This is a genomic window from Knoellia sp. S7-12 (assembly GCF_040518285.1).
Lineage (GTDB): Bacteria > Actinomycetota > Actinomycetes > Actinomycetales > Dermatophilaceae > Knoellia.
Genome location: NZ_CP155449.1, coordinates 2,013,884 through 2,031,930, shown reverse-complemented (window position 1 = coordinate 2,031,930; position 18,047 = coordinate 2,013,884). Strand labels below are relative to the sequence as shown.

The 18,047-nt window shown below is 67.9% G+C and carries 15 protein-coding genes; 4 read left to right on the top strand and 11 right to left on the bottom strand.

What is annotated here, in order from left to right; translation table 11 throughout:
* Window positions 1–140 precede the first annotated feature (140 nt).
* A complete protein-coding gene (locus V6K52_RS09750; RefSeq protein ID WP_353953660.1) occupies window positions 141–1,187 on the top strand; it encodes a Gfo/Idh/MocA family oxidoreductase in 1,047 nt (348 codons plus the stop codon).
* On the opposite strand, the gene coaE is transcribed toward V6K52_RS09750, so the two are convergent.
* The 5 genes from coaE to rpsA all read right to left on the bottom strand — a co-directional run bounded on the left by coaE (window position 1,172) and on the right by rpsA (window position 6,075).
* Complete coding sequence (gene coaE / locus V6K52_RS09745; RefSeq protein ID WP_353953659.1) at window positions 1,172–2,338, bottom strand: dephospho-CoA kinase; 1,167 nt, start codon at window positions 2,336–2,338, stop codon at window positions 1,172–1,174. The two genes, V6K52_RS09750 and coaE, sit on opposite strands and share 16 nt — an antisense overlap.
* 27 nt (window positions 2,339–2,365) lie before the next feature.
* Window positions 2,366–2,830, bottom strand: a complete 465-nt coding sequence (locus V6K52_RS09740) for a PPOX class F420-dependent oxidoreductase (RefSeq protein ID WP_353953658.1) — start codon at window positions 2,828–2,830, stop codon at window positions 2,366–2,368.
* A gap of 46 nt (window positions 2,831–2,876) precedes the next feature.
* Complete coding sequence (locus V6K52_RS09735) at window positions 2,877–3,857, bottom strand: hypothetical protein (RefSeq protein ID WP_353953657.1); 981 nt, start codon at window positions 3,855–3,857, stop codon at window positions 2,877–2,879.
* Window positions 3,854–4,366, bottom strand: a complete 513-nt coding sequence (locus V6K52_RS09730; protein WP_353953656.1) for a SigE family RNA polymerase sigma factor — start codon at window positions 4,364–4,366, stop codon at window positions 3,854–3,856. Before V6K52_RS09730 ends, V6K52_RS09735 begins: the two co-directional genes overlap by 4 nt.
* A gap of 194 nt (window positions 4,367–4,560) precedes the next feature.
* Window positions 4,561–6,075, bottom strand: a complete 1,515-nt coding sequence (gene rpsA, locus V6K52_RS09725) for a 30S ribosomal protein S1 (protein ID WP_353953655.1) — start codon at window positions 6,073–6,075, stop codon at window positions 4,561–4,563.
* Window positions 6,076–6,220: 145 nt separating this feature from the next.
* On the opposite strand from rpsA, the gene V6K52_RS09720 reads away from it, so the two are divergent.
* Window positions 6,221–7,033 (top strand): methyltransferase domain-containing protein, encoded by an 813-nt coding sequence (locus V6K52_RS09720; RefSeq protein ID WP_353953759.1) that lies wholly within the window; start codon window positions 6,221–6,223, stop codon window positions 7,031–7,033.
* On the opposite strand, the gene V6K52_RS09715 is transcribed toward V6K52_RS09720, so the two are convergent.
* The gene (locus tag V6K52_RS09715; RefSeq protein WP_353953654.1) at window positions 7,022–7,966 is read right to left on the bottom strand and encodes a UDP-glucuronic acid decarboxylase family protein; all 945 of its coding nucleotides are present in this window, start codon (window positions 7,964–7,966) and stop codon (window positions 7,022–7,024) included. The genes V6K52_RS09720 and V6K52_RS09715 overlap by 12 nt on opposite strands.
* A 1-nt stretch (window position 7,967) precedes the next feature.
* Window positions 7,968–8,969 (bottom strand): DUF3068 domain-containing protein, encoded by a 1,002-nt coding sequence (locus V6K52_RS09710; RefSeq protein WP_353953653.1) that lies wholly within the window; start codon window positions 8,967–8,969, stop codon window positions 7,968–7,970.
* A gap of 119 nt (window positions 8,970–9,088) precedes the next feature.
* Here V6K52_RS09710 and V6K52_RS09705 point away from each other — a divergent pair, with 119 nt between their 5' ends.
* Entirely contained in the window at window positions 9,089–10,303 is a 1,215-nt protein-coding gene (locus V6K52_RS09705; RefSeq protein WP_353953652.1) for an acyltransferase, read from the top strand.
* Here the strand turns inward: V6K52_RS09705 and V6K52_RS09700 are convergent.
* Both V6K52_RS09700 and V6K52_RS09695 read right to left on the bottom strand, forming a co-directional pair.
* Entirely contained in the window at window positions 10,190–14,200 is a 4,011-nt protein-coding gene (locus V6K52_RS09700) for an alpha-(1->3)-arabinofuranosyltransferase family protein (RefSeq protein WP_353953651.1), read from the bottom strand. The genes V6K52_RS09705 and V6K52_RS09700 overlap by 114 nt on opposite strands.
* Entirely contained in the window at window positions 14,167–14,901 is a 735-nt protein-coding gene (locus V6K52_RS09695) for a class I SAM-dependent methyltransferase (RefSeq protein ID WP_353953650.1), read from the bottom strand. Before V6K52_RS09695 ends, V6K52_RS09700 begins: the two co-directional genes overlap by 34 nt.
* Before the next feature lie 83 nt (window positions 14,902–14,984).
* On the opposite strand from V6K52_RS09695, the gene V6K52_RS09690 reads away from it, so the two are divergent.
* On the top strand, window positions 14,985–16,115 hold the full coding sequence (locus tag V6K52_RS09690) for a glycosyltransferase family 4 protein (RefSeq protein WP_353953649.1): 1,131 nt from the start codon (window positions 14,985–14,987) through the stop codon (window positions 16,113–16,115).
* Window positions 16,116–16,206: 91 nt separating this feature from the next.
* On the opposite strand, the gene V6K52_RS09685 is transcribed toward V6K52_RS09690, so the two are convergent.
* Both V6K52_RS09685 and V6K52_RS09680 read right to left on the bottom strand, forming a co-directional pair.
* Window positions 16,207–16,353, bottom strand: coding sequence for a hypothetical protein (locus V6K52_RS09685; protein WP_353953648.1), 147 nt, complete (start codon window positions 16,351–16,353; stop codon window positions 16,207–16,209).
* Window positions 16,350–18,044 carry a hypothetical protein gene (locus V6K52_RS09680; protein ID WP_353953647.1) on the bottom strand — a complete coding sequence of 565 codons (1,695 nt, stop codon included), beginning with the start codon at window positions 18,042–18,044 and terminating at the stop codon, window positions 16,350–16,352. Before V6K52_RS09680 ends, V6K52_RS09685 begins: the two co-directional genes overlap by 4 nt.
* Window positions 18,045–18,047: the final 3 nt, after the last annotated feature.

Here is an 18,047-nt window from a genome sequence, read left to right as displayed (position 1 = left end):
CCACAACCCCTCGGACGCGCGCACGGCGTACAACGTCCGGCAGGGTGATGGAGTAGCCCCAGAGTTGCGGACGCAAGCGATCGCGTATGCCGTGTGCCCACCTCCCCACCTCGCGTCACCTCGTGCGCGACGATGGACCCGTGACCCCAACGCTGCCTTCTCCTCGCACCTCTGACCCGCGCACCGCTCCCACCCTCCGGTGGGGCATTCTCGGCCCCGGCTACATCGCTCGCGAGACAGCCGCGGCCCTGCGCGCCGAGACCGACCAGGTCATCCAGGCGGTCGCCTCACGCGACCTGACCCGAGCGCAAGGCTTCGCGGACGAGTTCGGTGCGCACACGGCATACGGGTCCTATGACGAGCTGGTCGCCGACCCCGACGTCGACATCGTCTATGTCGCCACGCCACACTCCGAGCATCGCGCCCAGGCACTGCTGGCCCTCAACGCGGGCAAGCACGTCCTCGTCGAGAAGGCGTTCGCGCGCAACGCCTCCGAGGCCCGCGACATCCTCGACGCCGCACAGGCCAAGGGACTGCTCGCCATGGAGGCCATGTGGACGCGCTTCCTGCCCGGCATCGACGTGGTCCGCCAGTGCCTCGAGAACGGCCTACTCGGTGAGGTCGAGAACGTCTTCGCCGACCACGGGCAGCCGCTCTATCCTGGCGGACCGCAGCGTCTGTCCGACCCAGCTCTCGCCGGTGGTGCGCTCCTCGACCTCGGGATCTATCCGACGTCGTTCGCGTCCTTCGCCCTCGGCGGCATCGACACCGTCACGGCCACGGGCCGTCTCACCGACGAAGGGGTCGACGCGGAGGAGACCATCCTCGTCACCGGCGTGCAGGGCGGCCGCGGCCTGCTGCACGCGACGATGACGTCCCGCACGCCGACCACCGCGAGCATCAACGGCACCGCAGGACGCCTCGAGCTCGGCGACCCGGACAACCCCGCCAGCAGTTGGTATGCGCCGACGCGAGTCCGGTTCGTGTCGCGCGATGCCGAGACCGACATCTCGTGGGAGCCGGAGAACCGCACCCACGGCCTGCACTTCGAGCTCTGCGAGGCGGCACGCTGCGTCGATGCCGGCCTCACCGAGAGCCCACTCCTGCCCGCAGCCGAGACGCTGCGGATCATGGAGGTCCTGGACGAGGTCCGTGCCCGAGTGGGGGTCAGCTACCCGGGCGAGTGACCGGTGACGCGCTCGTGCACGGAGTCAAACCACAGCTCCTTGGCGTCGGAGTAGTGCTCGGTCGTGAGACCTTGCGCGAGCAGCTCCAGCTTCAGCGCTGCGTACTCCTCGCGCGCCCCTGCATCCGCGCGTAGCCAGTCGCGGAAGCCCAGCGCCCAGCGGTAGCCCGGACCGTCGACCTCACGCACATGGACGTGGGCCACCCGGCCCGGGTCGGCACTGCCGTGAAACCGCTTGGGCCACTCGGACCCGTCCTTGGCGTTGTCCCGGGCACTCCCACCAACTCTGGGAAAACCGCTGCGCCCCAACGCTTCCACGAACTCCGGCGTGTCGGCGTCGGCGAGGGTCCGCACCCCGAGCTGCAGGTCGATGACGTCCTTGGCGACCAGCCCGGGGACCGCCGTCGACCCGACGTGGTCGACGGTCACGGCCCGCTCCCCCAGTGCGTGCTGGATGCGGGCGATGAGGCGCGCGGCCTCTGCGGGCCACTCGTCTCGTGGTTCGCTGAGCGTCAGCACGTCCGGACGACGAGCGCGTATGCCGTGCAGCAGGTTCTCGTTGAACGGCTCGAGCCGCTCGGCCCACAACCGGCGGACCTCGGCCTGGAGGTGGTCACGGGTGCCGTCGTTGTCGAGCCAGATGTCGGCAGCGGCACGGCGAGCGTCGTCGTCGGCCTGGGCGCCGATCCGCGCCCGGGCGTCGTCGGGCGTCATGCCCCGGTCACGCACGAGTCGGGCGAGCCGTTCGCCCGCGTCGACGCCCACGACGACGACGAGGTGGTAGTCGGTCCCCATGTCCTTCTCGACGATGAGCGGCATGTCGTGGACGAGGACCGCGTCGTCCGGTGCCGCCTCGAATAGCTCGGCCGTGCGCCTCCAGATCGCCGGGTGGGTGATGCCCTCCAGGTCGGCCAAGGCGCTCGGGTCCGAGAACACGACGCGCCCCAGCGCCGGCCGGTCCAGCCCGCCGTCAGCGGTGAACACAGCGTCGCCGTAGCGCTCACGGATGGCCGTGAGGGCCGGCATACCCGGTTCGACGACCTCTCGAGCCACTGCGTCCGCATCGACGACGACGGCGCCGAGGTCTGCGAGGGCACGCGCAACCGTCGACTTGCCCGACCCGATTCCCCCGGTGAGTCCCACGCGCAGCATGGACCCAACCTAGGGGGCGGGCGCGGGTCAGTCGGCGAGCCGGGCCGGGAAACCACCCGTGGCGACCGGCCCCCACCGCGTCGGCGTGATGCGCAGCAGCGACTTGTCCTGCTCACGCATGGCCTGCCGGTACTCGTCCCAGTCGGGGTGCTCCCCAGAGATGCAGCGGTAGTAGTCGACGAGCGCGTCCGCGGCCTCGGGCATGTCGATGACCTCGCACTCACCGTCGACCTGGTCCCAGGCCCCGTCGAAGTCATCGGACAGGACGAGCACACTCACCCTCGGGTGACGACGGGCGTTGGCCGTCTTGGCTCGCTCGGGGTAGGTCGAGATGACGATGCGTCCCTCCTGGTCGACGCCGCCGGTCACCGGAGAGGCCTGCGGGGTGCCGTCGCGCCTCGTGGTGATGAGGACGAGGTGGTGGCGCGGCCTGACGAAGTCGAGCAGCCCTTCGAGGTCCACCGCTGAGTTCGTCGCGATGGTGCGTGCCATGGAGTCACTCTCGCACGAGATGGCTCCATGGCACCCGTCGTCGGCGTCAGCAGCCCTCGTCGGTGAAGCCGCACAGCTGGGGGTACACGTGCTCCACCGAGGGTCGAGCAGCCCGGATGAGTCCCGGGTCGACACGGTCGGTACGAGTGAACGAGCCGGACGCGCTTGACAGGGTCACGGCGCGCCCTGACCGGACCGCTAGGACGACCGACCCACCGGACACGGGTGGCTGGCTCGAGAAGTAGCTCAGGGCGAGTCCGTCACTCCACGGTCCGCTCAGCCCTTCGACGACTCCACCGATGGCGCCGTCCGTGGTGGACGTGCACCTGCGGCTCTGGTTGCGCAGGTCGTCCATGAAGGCGGCTGCGCCATCCTCGTCGACGAACAGCACGTACGCCTCGCCGTTGGCCTGGCCCTCGCCACTGTCGTTGCGGCGCTGGTCGTCGAGGTAGGCGTGCCGCAGGCCGGCGATGCCGGAGATCTCCCTGCCACACGGTCCGGCGAAGGCGTTCGTGGGGGTCCAGGACCTGGCGTGGAGCAACGTGACCGGGTTGAGCGTCTCCCACGCCGGTTCGATGGCTGGCGGGCTGGTCGGTGTGAGCACTGGGAGCGGAGTGGGTGTGAGCTCGGGGGCGGTGGGCCGCGTGGGTGTGGACGAGGGGACTGACGTGGCGGAGGCCGATGCCATCGGCGTGGCCGTGGGGCTCACCGTGGGGGTGCCCGAGGCCGTCGCGGTCGACGAAGGCGACGACGTGCCGGTCACCGTCGGCGTCACCTCCGGTTGGGTCGGTGTGGGCGTGGGGCTCGCCGGCAGGGCCTCCTCGCGCCCGATCTGGTCCCCGATCGCCAGGGCTCCACCTCCGATGACCGCGACTGCGGCGGCGGCGGCCACCGCCATCACCCAGCGCTGCCGACGGCGCCGCCCGCGTCCTTGCTGGACGACTCGCTCCGCGAACCCGTGACGCGCCGGTGACAGCTGCACGTCCTCGAGCCTGGCGCGGAGCTCGTCCTCACTGATCGGGCTCATGACAACCTTCCTTCCTCCACGCGCTGCGACCCGAGACGCGCGAGCGCCCGGGAACACGTGGACTTCACTGTTCCGACTGAAATGTCGAGTTCTTCGGCGACCTGGCGTTCGCTGAGGTCGAGGTAGTAGCGCAGGACAACGATCGAGCGCTCACGATCCGACAGCCCTGCCAGTTCGTGGACGATCGAGTCCCGACGGTCGACGGTTTCGTACGCCCGAGACGCTGCCCGACTGGTGTGCTGGTCGCCGAGGTCCCCCACCACGGCCTCGAGGTGACGACGACGCCACCGGTCAGTGTTGAGGTTGACCAGGATCTTGCGGGTGTAGGAGTACGCGCCCTCGGGCCGGACTTTGCCCCAGTTGAGATACGTCCGAATGAACGCCTCCTGGAGAAGATCCTCAGCCGTGGCCCGGTTGCCCGTGAGGAGCACCGCCACGCGGGACAACCTCGGTTGTGCCCCCTCGACGAAGGCCGTGAACTCGACATCCGCCCCCTCCGATGTCTTCACATCGCCCCCCTGTTGTCCGTCGGCCCTGCCATCAGGTGCCCCTCACCCATCCCTACGAGAGGGACGCCCGAAAGGTTGAGTGTCGCCGAGGAAACCGTTGCCAGACCCCGCGACAGGCCGAAGGCCCGGCTCCCCGCAAGGGGAACCGGGCCTTCGATCTGGCGTCACGGCATACGCAGGGTATGCCGGTCAGCTCAGTTTCCGGTGAGCTTCTCGCGCAGTGCGGCGAGGGCCTCGTCGGAGGCGAGGGTGCCCTCGTTGGCCGGCGGAGCGGCGGGACGCGAGTCCGTGCCCTCTTCGTCGTCCGAGTCGGACGCAGCGGAGGAGGACGAGTCGCTGCTGTAGGACGTGGCGGTGTCGCCACCAGCGGCGGCCTCGGCGTCAGCCTTGGCGGCCTCCTCGACCTGGGTGCGGTGCGACTCCCAGCGCGTGTGCGCCTCGGCGTACTGCTTCTCCCAGACCTCGCGCTGCTTCTCGAAGCCCTCGAGCCACTCGTTGGTCTCGGAGTCGAAGCCCTCGGGGTACTTGTAGGCACCCTGATCGTCGTACTCGGCTGCCATGCCATAGAGGGTCGGGTCGAACTCAGTGAGTCCGGCGCCGTCCTCGTTGGCCTGCTTGAGCGACAGCGAGATGCGACGACGCTCGAGGTCGATGTCGATGACCTTGACGAAGATGTCAGCACCGACGGTGACGACCTGCTCCGGCAGCTCCACGTGGCGCTCGGCCAGCTCGGAGATGTGGACGAGGCCTTCGATGCCGTCCTCGACACGCACGAACGAGCCGAACGGGACGAGCTTGGTGACCTTGCCCGGCACGACCTGACCGATGGCGTGCGTGCGAGCGAAGTGCTGCCACGGGTCCTCCTGCGTCGCCTTCAGCGACAGGGACACACGCTCACGGTCCATGTCGACGTCGAGCACCTCGACGGTGACCTCGTCGCCAACCTCGACGACCTCGGACGGGTGGTCGATGTGCTTCCAGGACAGCTCCGAGACGTGGACGAGACCGTCGACGCCGCCGAGGTCCACGAACGCACCGAAGTTGACGATGGAGGACACGACGCCCGTGCGGACCTGGCCCTTCTGGAGCTCCTTGAGGAAGGTCGTGCGGACCTCGCTCTGGGTCTGCTCGAGCCATGCGCGACGCGACAGAACCACGTTGTTGCGGTTCTTGTCGAGCTCGATGATCTTGGCCTCGATCTCCTTGCCGACGTACGGCTGGAGGTCGCGGACACGACGCATCTCGACGAGGGAGGCGGGGAGGAAGCCGCGCAGGCCGATGTCGAGGATGAGTCCACCCTTGACGACCTCGATGACGGTGCCAGTGACGACGCCGTCCTCTTCCTTGACCTTCTCGATGGTGCCCCAGGCACGCTCGTACTGAGCGCGCTTCTTGGACAGGATGAGGCGGCCTTCCTTGTCCTCCTTCTGGAGAACAAGTGCTTCGACCTCGTCGCCGACCTTGACGACCTCGTTGGGGTCAATGTCGTGCTTGATCGACAACTCACGCGAGGGGATGACACCCTCGGTCTTGTAGCCGATGTCGAGCAGAACCTCGTCGCGGTCAACCTTGACGATGATGCCTTCGACGATGTCGCCATCGTTGAAGTGCTTGATCGTCGCGTCGATGGCGGCGAGAAGGTCTTCCTCAGAGCCGATGTCGTTGATGGCGATCTGAGGGGCGGTCGTTTCGACCGTGCTGGCAGTCATGTAGTAGGAACTCCGATGTGGACAGATGGATGAGGGTTGGTACTGATGCCGTTCGACGTGCTTGCATGCCCTTGCGGGCATGCAAGATCACACACGAATGCTCGCCCACCTTACCGAGGTTGTCTGTGAGCGGTCAAAGTGGGGTATGCCGGTGAGCGACGACGTCGGTCGACGCACCGCTGACACGGGCGAGACCCATTCCGCCAATCGGGCCTGGTGGGACGGTGAGGCGGCGGAGTACTACGCCGAGCACGGCTCCTTCCTCGGCGACGACGAGTTCGTCTGGGGTCCCGAGGGGTGGACCGAGGAGATGCTCGACCTGCTTCAGGCCAAGGCCGGCCAGCGGATCCTCGAGATCGGTGCCGGCGCCGGCCAGTGTGCGCGGTGGCTGCAGCGCAATGTGGGCGCATCGGTGGTCGCAAGTGACCTGTCGGCAGGGATGTTGCGCGTCGGCCTGGAGGTGAGCGAACGGACTGGGGTGGCTCCCCCGCTCGTGCAGTGTGACGGCCTTGCCCTGCCGTTCGGTGACGCCTCGTTCGACACTGTCTTCACGGCATACGGAGTCGTGCCGTTCGTCGCCGACAGCGCAGCCGTGATGACGGAGGTCGCGCGGGTGCTGCGCCCCGGTGGCCGGTTCGTCTTCTCGACGACCCACCCGATCCGGTGGGCCTTCGCGGACGACCCCGGCGAGGCCGGGCTCACGGCGCGACTCAGCTATTTCGACCGGACGCCCTATGTCGAGTCCGACAGTTCGGGTCGAGCGACCTATGTCGAGCACCACCGGACCATGGGCGACCGGATCCGCGAGATCGTCGCGGGTGGTCTCGTGGTGGAGGACGTCGTCGAGCCGGAGTGGCCGGAGGACAACACGGCGACGTGGGGTGGCTGGTCCCCCACCCGCGGCGCCGTCATCCCCGGGACGGCGATCTTCGTCTGCCGCCGCCCGTCAGGCGGGTGACCAGGGGTGCACCTCGCGGAACCACGCGATGGTGCGGGCCAGGCCCTCGTCCATGTCGACCTTGGGTTCCCACTTGAGCACGTCGCGCGCCAGCGTGGTGTCCGGCTGACGCACCGTGGGGTCGTCGACGGGCCGGTCGATCAGGACGATCTCGGACTTGGACTCCGTGAGGCTGATGACTTTGCGGGCCAGGTCAAGCATGGAGATCTCGTGCGGGTTCCCGATGTTGATCGGGCCCTGGTGCTCGCCGTCGGCCATCCGCAGGATGGCCTCGACGAGGTCGTCGACGTAGCAGATCGACCGGGTCTGCGACCCGTCCCCCGCCACCGTGACCGGCTCGCCGGACAGTGACTGACGGATGAAGTTGGGGATGGCCCGACCGTCGTTGGGACGCATCCTGGGACCGAAGGTGTTGAAGATCCTCACGATGCCCGTGTCGACCTGATGGGTGTTGCGGTAGGCCAAGGTCAGCGCTTCTGCATAGCGCTTCGCCTCGTCGTAGACCCCTCGGGGCCCGACCGGGTTGACGTGCCCCCAGTAGGTCTCGGGCTGAGGGTGAACTTTCGGGTCGCCATAGACCTCTGAGGTCGAGGCGAGGATGATCCGAGCGCCCTTGTCCCGAGCCAGACCCAGGGCGTGCAGGGTTCCGATCGAACCCACCTTGAGCGTCTCGATCGGCAGCTTGAGGTAGTCGATCGGCGACGCCGGGCTCGCGAAGTGGAGGACGAGATCCACCGTGCCGCCGACGTGGACGAAGTCCGTCACGTCAGACCGGATCAGCTGGAACCCGGGCTCCTCGACCAGGTGAGCGACGTTTGCGGGCGCACCGGTGAGGAAGTTGTCGAGGCACACGACCTCATCCCCACGTCCGATGAGGGCCTCGCACAGATGCGAGCCGAGGAACCCGGCGCCGCCGGTGACGACGGCACGCATGTCAGGAACGACGCAGGTCGGAGCGACTGCGAGTCGTGTCGTTGCCCTCGCCGAAGACGTCGAGAGAACTGGTCTCGGCATTGCTGTTGCCGCCACCATTGACGTCACCGACGTCCCGCGGCTCACCCTCGTCTCGGGCGCGACGCGCAGAGTTCCACAGGAAGAAGCCTGCCAGGCCCGAGAGGAGGCCGAGCAGCCCGGCGATGAGCGGGAGCTTGCCGACGGTCGCGAGCGAGGAGCCACTTTCCTTGGCTGACGCGACATTGGCGGCCACCGTCTCGTCGGTGAAGCCGAAGTCCAGGTCCAGGACCGTCGTGCCGTTCTCGAGAACGCGCTTCTGCTGCTCGGTCTGCTTTTGGATCGCACCGGTGACGGGGTCGATGTTCATTGTCTTGAGCGACGAGTAGGTGCCCTGAATGCCATTGGCGATCTCGGCCGGCTCGTCCGCGACATCGATGACGAACTTGTAGGTGTCGAGCCCGTTGACCTTCTCTTCGCCCTCGAAGGTGGCGTCGACGGCGCGCCCGAGGATGCCGTCCCAGAATGGGTAGGTCTTCTTCTCGACGTCGAACGGGAACTTGTTGATCAGCCCCTCATGTGGCGTGGCGTCACCGATGTACTTCTCGTCGTTGACAGCAACACCCGTCTTGCGGTTGGTCGCGAACCGGTCCGTCGTGGCCGAGACAAGACGCTTGTCGGGGTCGGTGTCGTCGACGCAGTCTGGCGCGTCACCGTCGGGGTCGGTGATGAGGCAGGTGAACGTGTCGAAGACAACGACGTCGCCATCCGACTTGGCACCATCGGCCACGGTGTGGCTCAGTGCCTTGACCGGGGCCCCATCACCGGTGGGCAGTGCTGCAGCCTGTCCCGTGAGACGCGTGTTGGAATCCGTGTCGAGCGGGGTCTTCTTCACCTGGCCGGGGATGTAGATCAACGCCAGCAAGGCGGTGGTGACGAGGAAGCCGGCAAGGCCCATCAACACCAGACCGATAATTCTGCGCATCTGCGGGACACCTTTGTCTCAGTGGGCTAGGAGCAGGGGTTTGGCGCGACCTTACCAGCCGGTAGCCGTAGTGTCCGAGAGTCGGAGGGCGTGAGTCGCGTCTCCCCTATTGTGCGTTCATGAGCTCGCGCCGGACCACCACACCAGCACAGGGTGTCGTGACGCTCATCCCCGCTCTCGACGGACTGCGGGCGGTGGCCGCCGGAATGGTCGTCCTGACCCATGCGGCATACCTCACCGGAGTCGGAGTGGGCAGCGGTCTCACTGGACGAATGATGGCCAGAGGGGACTTCGGCGTCGCCATCTTCTTCGCGCTCTCAGGTTTTCTTCTGCACCGGGGACTCGTGGCCGACGACCGAGACGGGCGCCTCGACGTCGTTGGCTACGCCTTCCGGCGAGCAGCTCGCATCCTGCCCGCCTATTGGATCGCTCTGGCTGTGGTTGTCGTTGCGTCCCACCCGTCGGCGCGTGACTCGCTCATCCACGCGGCAGGCCTTCAGATCTACTGGTCGGACGCGTGGATCTCCGACTTCGGACAGTCCTGGAGTATCGCCACCGAGATAGCCTTCTATGCGGCTTTGCCGTTTGTCGTCCTGGCACTGCGGCCGCTGCGACGGCGGCGGCCCGCCCTACCGCTCATCGTCCTGGCGATCCTCGCCGTCGCCCTGACCCTCACATCAGGTCTCGGCGGTGGTGGCGCCTTCGGAGAAGACGTCCTCTACGAGAGGTGGCTGCATGCTCGAGCACCGCATTTTCTCGTGGGAATGATCTGTGCCGAGGCGCTGCTCGTCCCCGGGCACGCCATCGCACGGCGCCTGACCTCATGGGGATCCGACGCCGTGATGTGCCTCGCCGTCGCCGGCGCCGCCTATCTCATGGCGACCGCACCGATCACCGGCTCCCTCACCCTTGAGCCAGCCACTCCGTCGCAGCTCGTGGTGCGCACGGCCCTGTCCGCCGTCATCGCGCTCGGCCTACTGCTCCCCCTCACACACGGGGGCCCCTCTGCCTATCGCGCCGTTCTCTCGCGACCGGTGGTTCGTTGGCTGGGCGTGACGAGCTACGGCCTGTTCCTCTGGCACCTTCCAGTGTTCGAAGCCTTGTATGCCGTGACCGGTGCCTCAGAGTTCGCCGGTGGTCTCCTGCCGCTGCTCGCCGTTGGCCTCCCGATCAGCCTCCTGCTGGCCGCCCTCAGCCATCACTGGATCGAGGTGCCGAGTTCACGCCTCGCCGGTCGCCTGCTCGCTCGACGACGCCAGCGCCAGCGCGATCGCCCCGAGGACAAGGAGTCGCACCGTCCCCTCGACAGCGGTGCTTCCGACAGTGCCCGGTGAGATCCAGGCCTGGGTCGTGGATGCGACCAGTCCGAGCGCTACGACGGTCGCGGGCCACACCCACCGACGAAGGCTGAGGAAACGCACCAGGCCGACCGCTCCGACACCTATGGCCAACCCCGCAGGTCCCGCCACAAGGCCGGAACAGGCAACAATCCCAAGATCGGACCACAGCCGTGTTGCCCTCGGGGATGACTCGAATGCCCTCGCGCGTCGACGCCGGTCCGGGAGGACCGCCACGAGCAGCAGCGCACCGGCCAGCAGCCCGCCGAGGAGCAGTCCCCACCGGTAGGGCGAGTCCGGCGAGAAGTCGATCGTCAGCCGACCAGAGGCGCCTTCCGGGACGATGAACCCTTGCCGCCACCCATCGACGACCTGGGGTTCGAGTTGGGTGTCCCCCAGCCGGGCCTGCCATCCCGTGTTGGAGTTCTCCGCCATGACAAGGAGACGACGCTGGCCCGCGTCGACCTCGGCCTCCACCACGGAGGCGCTGGCGCGTTCGAGGGCAACGTTCTGGGGAGCGACCGCAGCGCGCTCCTCGGCCGGCGTGATGAACACGCTTCGGGGGGCGAGTCCACGCCACGGCTCGAGGCTGACTCGGTGCCGAGGCGCGTCTCTCACGTCGACCGACCCACAAGCCTTCCAGGTGAACTCACCCACTCCGAACACGGCAGAGCGGGGGCCATCGGCCGAGGTCGGGACCTGGCGACCATCGACCACGAGATCCGGCCCCGACCCGCATGCGCCGCGAAGTTCCTGTGGCGGAGGAGCGAAGTCGCGCCCAAAGATCTCGAGCTCCTCGAGCTCGAGGGACCCGATCCCTGGCCGGTTCCTGCCCGGCACGCTGATGAAGGTCAACGTGAGCTTGCGTCCCACGGTCGGCGGGATCGTCACGAGACCTCCGGGCTGCAGGCGCCTGGTCACCTCGGTTCCGTCGACGTCCACGACCACGGCCGGCGACTCCTTCTGCGCCCACTCTCGCCGCGCGTGCATGCGTATGGACGTGAACGTCGTCGGCTCGTCAAGCGTCACCGTCAGCGACGGGGTCTCGTCACTGGGGGACGGACTCCAGGCGGTGCGATCGTCACTGTCGACGGCTGCGACAGGGAGTGCGGCTGGCGCGTATCCCCTCAAGCTGCTCGCCGTCACCTCGACCCCCGGCACCTTCATCAGCTCCGCCGGCGGGCGCAGTGGATCCACGGCCAGGGCTCCGCGCAGGACTCGCTCGCCGCGGCCCAGACCTTCGACGTCGCGCACCATGGGCCCGGTCGACTCGGGGTCGACAAGTTCGCCGCTGAAACAGGTGGACTGCCTGGTCAGGACCACGCAGCCGTCCTTGCCTGCCAGTCCAGCGCCCAGAACGGCCGAGTCTGCGTTCGTCGTGGAGGTGGACGGCGTGATGACGACCTCGGTGGGGGCGACTCCGAGCATGACGACCTCGGAGAAGCCGGTGACGACACCGCTCGTGTCGCCACCCGTTGTGTCGCGAATCCGCATCCTCACGGTCGAGGTCGAACCTGCGGGAAGCGCAACCGTGGTGGGGTCACCCGTGGTCGACAGCTGTGCGTCAATTGATCCCGAGTCGGTGGTCACCGTCACGTCCGTCGCAACACCGAGCCCGTCACCGAAGCGCACCCGGTCGGCCCACGCGCTGATCGTCACCTGCCTCAGGTCCGTCGGCCGCTCCAGCTCGATCGTGAGCTCGGGAGCGTCATCCCACAGGGCTGCCCACGCCGTACGGGGGTTCCCGTCGAGGGCCGCGAAGGGGCGGTGGGCGGGCTGGAGCCCGGCAAAGCCGAAGTCTTCGGCGATCGACGAACTCGCCCTGACGTCGCGGATCCCGGTGACGTCCACGACCGAGCGGCGCTCGACCTCGGGCCAGGGCAGGTAGTCGGGTGCCCCGCGGGCCGCCTGCGCGTCCAGACCACTCGTAACGTCCTGGCCCCGGGGGGCCCCGAACCATCGTGTGCGCGCACGGAACCCGTCGGTGATGACCTCGGACGCCGGGACGAGGCCGTCGGTGCGGTCGCCATCGAAGATCACCGGTCGTCCTGCGAGACCGGCGTCGGCCAAGCGGGCAAGATCCTCCGACGCGCCCGTGGCACCGACCACGTCCGCAACGTCCCAGAGCGCGAGGTCCGGTGCCACCGAACCGGTGAGGGTGAAAACCTCCACGGGGTGGACCCGCGTCCCCACAGCGTCGAGCCGCGTCTGGCCGAATCCACGGTTGAACGTGACGTCGGGGGTGTTGAGGAGTGCGGACCGGGCCAGTGCCACGGGAGGCTGCCCGCTCTCCGACGGGACGAGGTCGTTGCGCAGCACCAGGTGCCGTATGCCGGCCGCGCGCAACATGGTCGTGGCCCCACCCAGGGAGCCGCCGGTCTGCATCCGTCGTTCGACCTCGTCGAGGAGGCGGATCGTGCCCGCCGGGGTGAGCGGAACCGCATCACGCACGGCATACGGTGATGATGTGAGGGCACGCAGGGGCTCGTCGATCGTCCGCCCCCAGGAGTACTCCCCGAAGTTCGCGGCCGGCACGATGAGCGCCCGGCTGTCCTTCTGGGTGTCGAGCCACGCACCGAGGTCGCGCCATTGGGGTGCCATCTCGGTGAAGGTCCCCCGCGTGGCGATGGCACCGCCGAAGGCTGGTGCTGCGGCGCCGATCACCACACCCACGGCGGCGGTGAGAGCACCGGCCCTCAGCCACGCGCGACGCGGGCGCCAAGCGACGACGAGCCCAAGGACATGTGCCAGACCCACCGCGAGCGGGAGCCGGACAAGCAGGTCAGCCTTGTGGATGTTGCGCAGCGCGACGAGGGGGCCGTCGAGAGCCGTCTGTGCCGCCCCGACCACCGGTGAGGCGAACGGACCGTCGTGCGGAAGGCTCAACGCGACGACGCCACAGACGAGAACGGTCAGGAGAAAGGAGCGGTGTCGTCTGGGACCAAGGCTGAGTCCGGCGAGTCCGACGGCCATGACGACCGTCGTCAGGATGATGCTGGACCTGGAGGACACGAGCTCGTGCCCGGCCGGCCACCACACCCCACCCGGCGTGACGAGGTGGCCGAGCCAGTGGGTGGTCCCGCGCAGGACATCGAGCAGGGTGACCTGTGTTGAGACCGCCCGCGCATTCTCGATCCAGTCGAGGAACGGCGGTGAGTGCCGCCCCATGATGAGGAGCGGCACGAGCCACCAGCTCGTCGCCGCGGCGACCGCCACGCCCCAGACCCAAGTTGTCGACCGCCGCCACCAGGCCCGCCGGGTCAGCAGCCAGATCGCGGACGGCAGGATCGCGAAGGCCGTCGCCGTCGCGTTGACGCCACCGCAGCAGAGGATGGCGAGACCGCTGAGAGCCACTCCCTTGCGCACCCCGAGGCGACCTTGGTCGATGAGGACGAGGGGCCAGAGGATCGCCGGGGCCAGCAGCTGGGTCTGGGCCTCCGACGACAGACCTCCGATGGTGCTGACCACCCGGGGTGCGAGCGTGTAGGCGAGCGAGGCGATGACGCGGACGCTGGGGGTTCCCACGTCAAGGGCACGGAGCAGTCCCAGCACTCCCACGAACCCAGCGGTGAGCAGCGTCATCCACCAGAGTCGCTGGACGACCCACATGGGAAACACCTCTGACCCGAGGCCGAAGAACGGCCCCATCGGGAAGAGGTAGCCGAAGGCCTGGTTCTGCAGACCACCCCAGGTGACCTGCGGATCCCACAGGTGCAGCGCTCGCCCGAGGAAGCCCCACGGGTCGACGTAGAGGTCGTTCTTGGTGTCCTCCGCAACTCGCCCCGGGGTGACCGACCAGGCCACGGTCCACACAACGAGGAGTCCCGCCCAGACGAGACCGCTGACGGGCGGCGCCCGCCTCACGTTCGGCGCAGAACCATCATCAGGTTCCACGTGAGCACCTCACGGATGCCCGGGAGGCTGAGGACGCCATCCGCCCAGTCGGGGTGGTAGCGCGGCGCCGCTTCGATGAGCCATGCCTCGGGGTGGTTGCGCGCCCAACGAAGGCCTCCGGCGACGGTCGTCGCGTGCATTGACTCACCGAAGATGTTCTTGGGCGGTCGGCCGTGCTTGCGCTCGTAGCGTTGAGCGGCGTAGTCGCCGCCGAACCAGTGCCACGGCGAGGTCTCGTGGCCACCCCACGGCGATGACCACGCAGTGTAGGAAATAAAGACGAGACCACCGGGTCGCACCACTCGCACCATCTCGTCGCCTAGGACGCCTGGGGTCGATACGTGCTCCATGACGTTGTTGGCCATGACGATGTCGACGCTTCCGTCTGCGATGGGGATCTGTTCGCCGCGCCCGACGACGGCGCCGTTCGACGGGCCCGGGTTCAGGGCATCACGCTCCAGGTCGATCGCGACATAACGGGCTCCGCGCGTCACAAATTCACGTCCGAACTGCTCCGAGCCGGCACCGACGTCGAGCACCAGTCGACCATCGAGGGGCTCGTGTCGCGTGATGAGCTCGATCGTGTCGTTGGCAAGGTCGGTGTAGAAACGCTCCGGTTCGGTCTGCTCGACCAAGAACGAACGGAACAGGTCGGCCGACCTCGTTACTGTCCGGTATCTTCGGGTCGGCGTGCGGCGCATCCCTGAATGCTAGTCATGATGAATCGGCCCCGCGCACCGCCTGTCGACACCGCCGTCAACGCCTACCAGTCAAGGGGATTTCCATGGCACTCCGCATCCTCATGTTCAACTGGCGCGACATGCACCACCCAGAAGCGGGCGGTGCCGAGAAGTACCTCGTCACTGTGGCGGAGGGCCTTTCGGCCCGCGGCCACGAGGTGATCTTCCGCACCAGCGCCTATCCCGGAGGACTGCCGGACGAGGTCGTGAACGGCGTGCGCTATGTCCGCAAGGGCGGTCGCTTCGGCATCTATCCCAGGGCGCTGGCCGCAAACCTCACCCGCCGCTACAAGGCTGACGTCGTCGTCGACGTGCAGAACGGTGTTCCCTACCTCAGCCCGCTCACGCGTCGACGCCCCGTGATCAACCTCGTCCACCACGTCCACAAGGAGCAGTGGCCCGTCTTCTTCGGCCCGCGGCTCGCCAAGGCCGGGTGGGTGCTCGAGTCCCGCATTGCTCCACGGGTCTACGGCGGCACCAGCTATGTCGCCGTGAGTGACGCCACCCGGACCGAGCTCGGTGGCCTCGGCATCGACCCGGACCGGGTCGAGGTGATCCACAACGGCACTGACGCCATCCCGCTCGACGGCACGCCGCGCTCGCTCAACCCCTCGCTCATCGTTCTCGGCCGACTGGTCCCACAGAAGCGTGTCGAGTTCGCCCTCGAGGCGGTAGCCCGACTCATCGACGAGATCCCCAACCTCACCCTTGACGTCGTGGGATCTGGCTGGTGGGAGCCCCACCTCCACGCAAAGGTGGCCGAGTTGGGTATCGAGAAGCACGTCACCTTCCACGGTCACGTCTCAGAGGCCGAGAAGCACCATCTCCTGGCCCAGGCGTGGGTGCATGCGATGCCCAGCCTCAAGGAAGGATGGGGGCTCGTCGTGGTCGAGGCCGGCGTGCACGGAACTCCCACCGTCGCGTTCACCGAGGCCGGAGGTCCCACGAACTCGATCGTCCACGACCAGACAGGTTTGCTCGTCGATCACGGGTCGCAGGAGTTCACTGCGGCCGTTCGATCGCTGCTGCTCAACGATGAGCAGCGAGCCCGGATGAGCTCCGAAGTCGCGACCTGGGTGGCGCAGTTCCACTGGGATGAGTCCGTGGAGCGGTGGGAGCAGGCTCTGCTCAGGGCCGCTGGTCGCGTCAGCCCCACAGAAGACCCCAACTCGTAAGGGTCGAGGCTCGACCGCGAACGGGGATCCACAGCGAAACCGGCACCCAACTGGGTGCCGGTCTCGACTCAGATCTGGGGAACGCCCGCGGTCACGGGGCGTCGTAGTTGACGACCTGCTCGCTCTTCGCGGCGGAGTTCGCCGACGGGGTCACGGCGGAGACGCCACCGACAACGGCGACAATGGCCAGCACAACGCCCGTGATCGTCGAGCCGATGGCAGCAGCGGAAGTCATCATGGCCGGAAGGTTAGCAGACCCGTGGGTAACCTACGGCCGACACTGCCAACAACACCCCATGTGATGAGCGCAACTCCGGTCAGGGCCGAGAGGAGCCAGCCGACCCAGCCAGCCCACCCTGCTGGAATCGGATGGACGTCTCGAGAACCCATGTCGACCACGAGCAAGGTGGGGTCGTCCACGACTACCCGTCCGGCGCCCCGCACGGCCTCGACGTCGAGATCAAGTCCGGTGTCCAGCTCGGCAGCGAGGTAGCGCACACCCTCGGCCCCGAGTGCAGCGACGGGGGTGGTTCCCCCAGCAATCCGTGCCGAGACCCGCGCCGACCGCGGGCTCTCCCCAGCCACGGACTGCTCGCGCAGGGGCAGGGAGTCATCGAAGAGGACCAGTTGGTCGATGACGCGAGGACCGAGAGTTAGGGAGACACGGCTGTCGTTCCACGCGTATCGACGGTATTGGTTCCATGGGAGCAGCCCCACCTCCCCTGGGGGCAGCGCGGACAGGTGACCAGCGGCCGCGCGGTACCCCTCGGGCACTCTCACCGCGTCGAGGCGGCCGCCAATGCCCCAGAACATCTGCGGCGAGAGAAGGAGGATGAGTCCGATCGTGCCCACGGTCACGGGGCCAGCCAAGGAGCGAGGAACCGTCGCCAGGACACGGTCAAGGAGCAGGCCCGTGCCCAGCGCAATCCCCAGCACCCAGATCGCAAGGAGCTTCTGGCTGTCACGCAACGCTCCTCCTCCCGGGACGTCTGTGACAAGTACGGTCCACAACGCGCGGGTCAAGGGCAGCGCGCTCAGCACGACCAGGGTGGCCCCCACGAGGATCGGGACGGTGAGCAACCACTGCCTGTGCCGTCTGAGCTCGACAGCCAGGCAGGCCACCGCAGCCACCGACAGCAGCGCGGCGAGGACAGCAATGAGGGGAACACCACGAGCGTCGGGGTGCGACGCTCCGTTCCAGAAGCCACCACCGCTGAGCAGGGAGCCCCACACACCCAACGGGGTGTCAGAGGTGGGCGCAAAGGCTTCCGCACTCTCGCCGGACACCCGCGCACCGGCGAGCAGGGAAGGAAGGGCCCAGACCGCCGACGCACCGATCGTCACTGCGACCGCCAGCGCGAGGACCTGTGTCGCTCGACGGGAGCGTTGGGTGAGGAACGCGCCCAGCACGACGGGGATCACGGCCAGCGACACGATGACGACGGTGTTGACCCCACCCACCCCAGCAACGAGCAGAGCCAGCCCCACGGCATACAGACTGCCTTTGCCGCCCAGAGCGCGAAGGGTCGCACGCAGTGCCCAAGGAAGAACCGCGAGACCCAGGACGACAACCCACTGACCGATGACCAGCCGCTCGGAAACAAAGGGATTCCACACTGCCGCCACGGCACAGGCACATCGACCAGCCACGCCCATGCCGGGAGCGAGCTCGTCCGACAGGGCGACAGCACCCAGCGCCAACCCGACGAGGATCGCCACAAGGACGATGGACTGGGCCAGACCTGCCCCCAAAACCTTGCCGAGGAGCACCATGACGGCATCGCTGGGTACGACGCGCGGCGCCGGGGTGTCCTGCCCCAGGACGAACGGCGTCCACCGCGCATCCGGTGACCACGGCATGTCGTAGGCGACGACCACGCCGGGGCCGAGCGCCGGCCCGAGCACGAGCAGAGCCTGCACGACGGACACCAA

Excerpts from the sequence above, each read along its gene's own strand:
- coaE (WP_353953659.1), bottom strand. The coding sequence starts at position 2,338 with ATGCTGCGCGTGGGACTCACCGGGGGAATCGGGTCGGGCAAGTCGACG.
- V6K52_RS09740 (WP_353953658.1), bottom strand. The coding sequence starts at position 2,830 with ATGGCACGCACCATCGCGACGAACTCAGCGGTGGACCTCGAAGGGCTG.
- V6K52_RS09735 (WP_353953657.1), bottom strand. The coding sequence starts at position 3,857 with ATGAGCCCGATCAGTGAGGACGAGCTCCGCGCCAGGCTCGAGGACGTG.
- rpsA (WP_353953655.1), bottom strand. The coding sequence starts at position 6,075 with ATGACTGCCAGCACGGTCGAAACGACCGCCCCTCAGATCGCCATCAAC.
- V6K52_RS09720 (WP_353953759.1), top strand. The coding sequence starts at position 6,221 with ATGCCGGTGAGCGACGACGTCGGTCGACGCACCGCTGACACGGGCGAG.
- V6K52_RS09715 (WP_353953654.1), bottom strand. The coding sequence starts at position 7,966 with ATGCGTGCCGTCGTCACCGGCGGCGCCGGGTTCCTCGGCTCGCATCTG.
- V6K52_RS09710 (WP_353953653.1), bottom strand. The coding sequence starts at position 8,969 with ATGCGCAGAATTATCGGTCTGGTGTTGATGGGCCTTGCCGGCTTCCTC.
- V6K52_RS09705 (WP_353953652.1), top strand. The coding sequence starts at position 9,089 with ATGAGCTCGCGCCGGACCACCACACCAGCACAGGGTGTCGTGACGCTC.
- V6K52_RS09695 (WP_353953650.1), bottom strand. The coding sequence starts at position 14,901 with ATGCGCCGCACGCCGACCCGAAGATACCGGACAGTAACGAGGTCGGCC.
- V6K52_RS09690 (WP_353953649.1), top strand. The coding sequence starts at position 14,985 with ATGGCACTCCGCATCCTCATGTTCAACTGGCGCGACATGCACCACCCA.
- V6K52_RS09685 (WP_353953648.1), bottom strand. The coding sequence starts at position 16,353 with ATGATGACTTCCGCTGCTGCCATCGGCTCGACGATCACGGGCGTTGTG.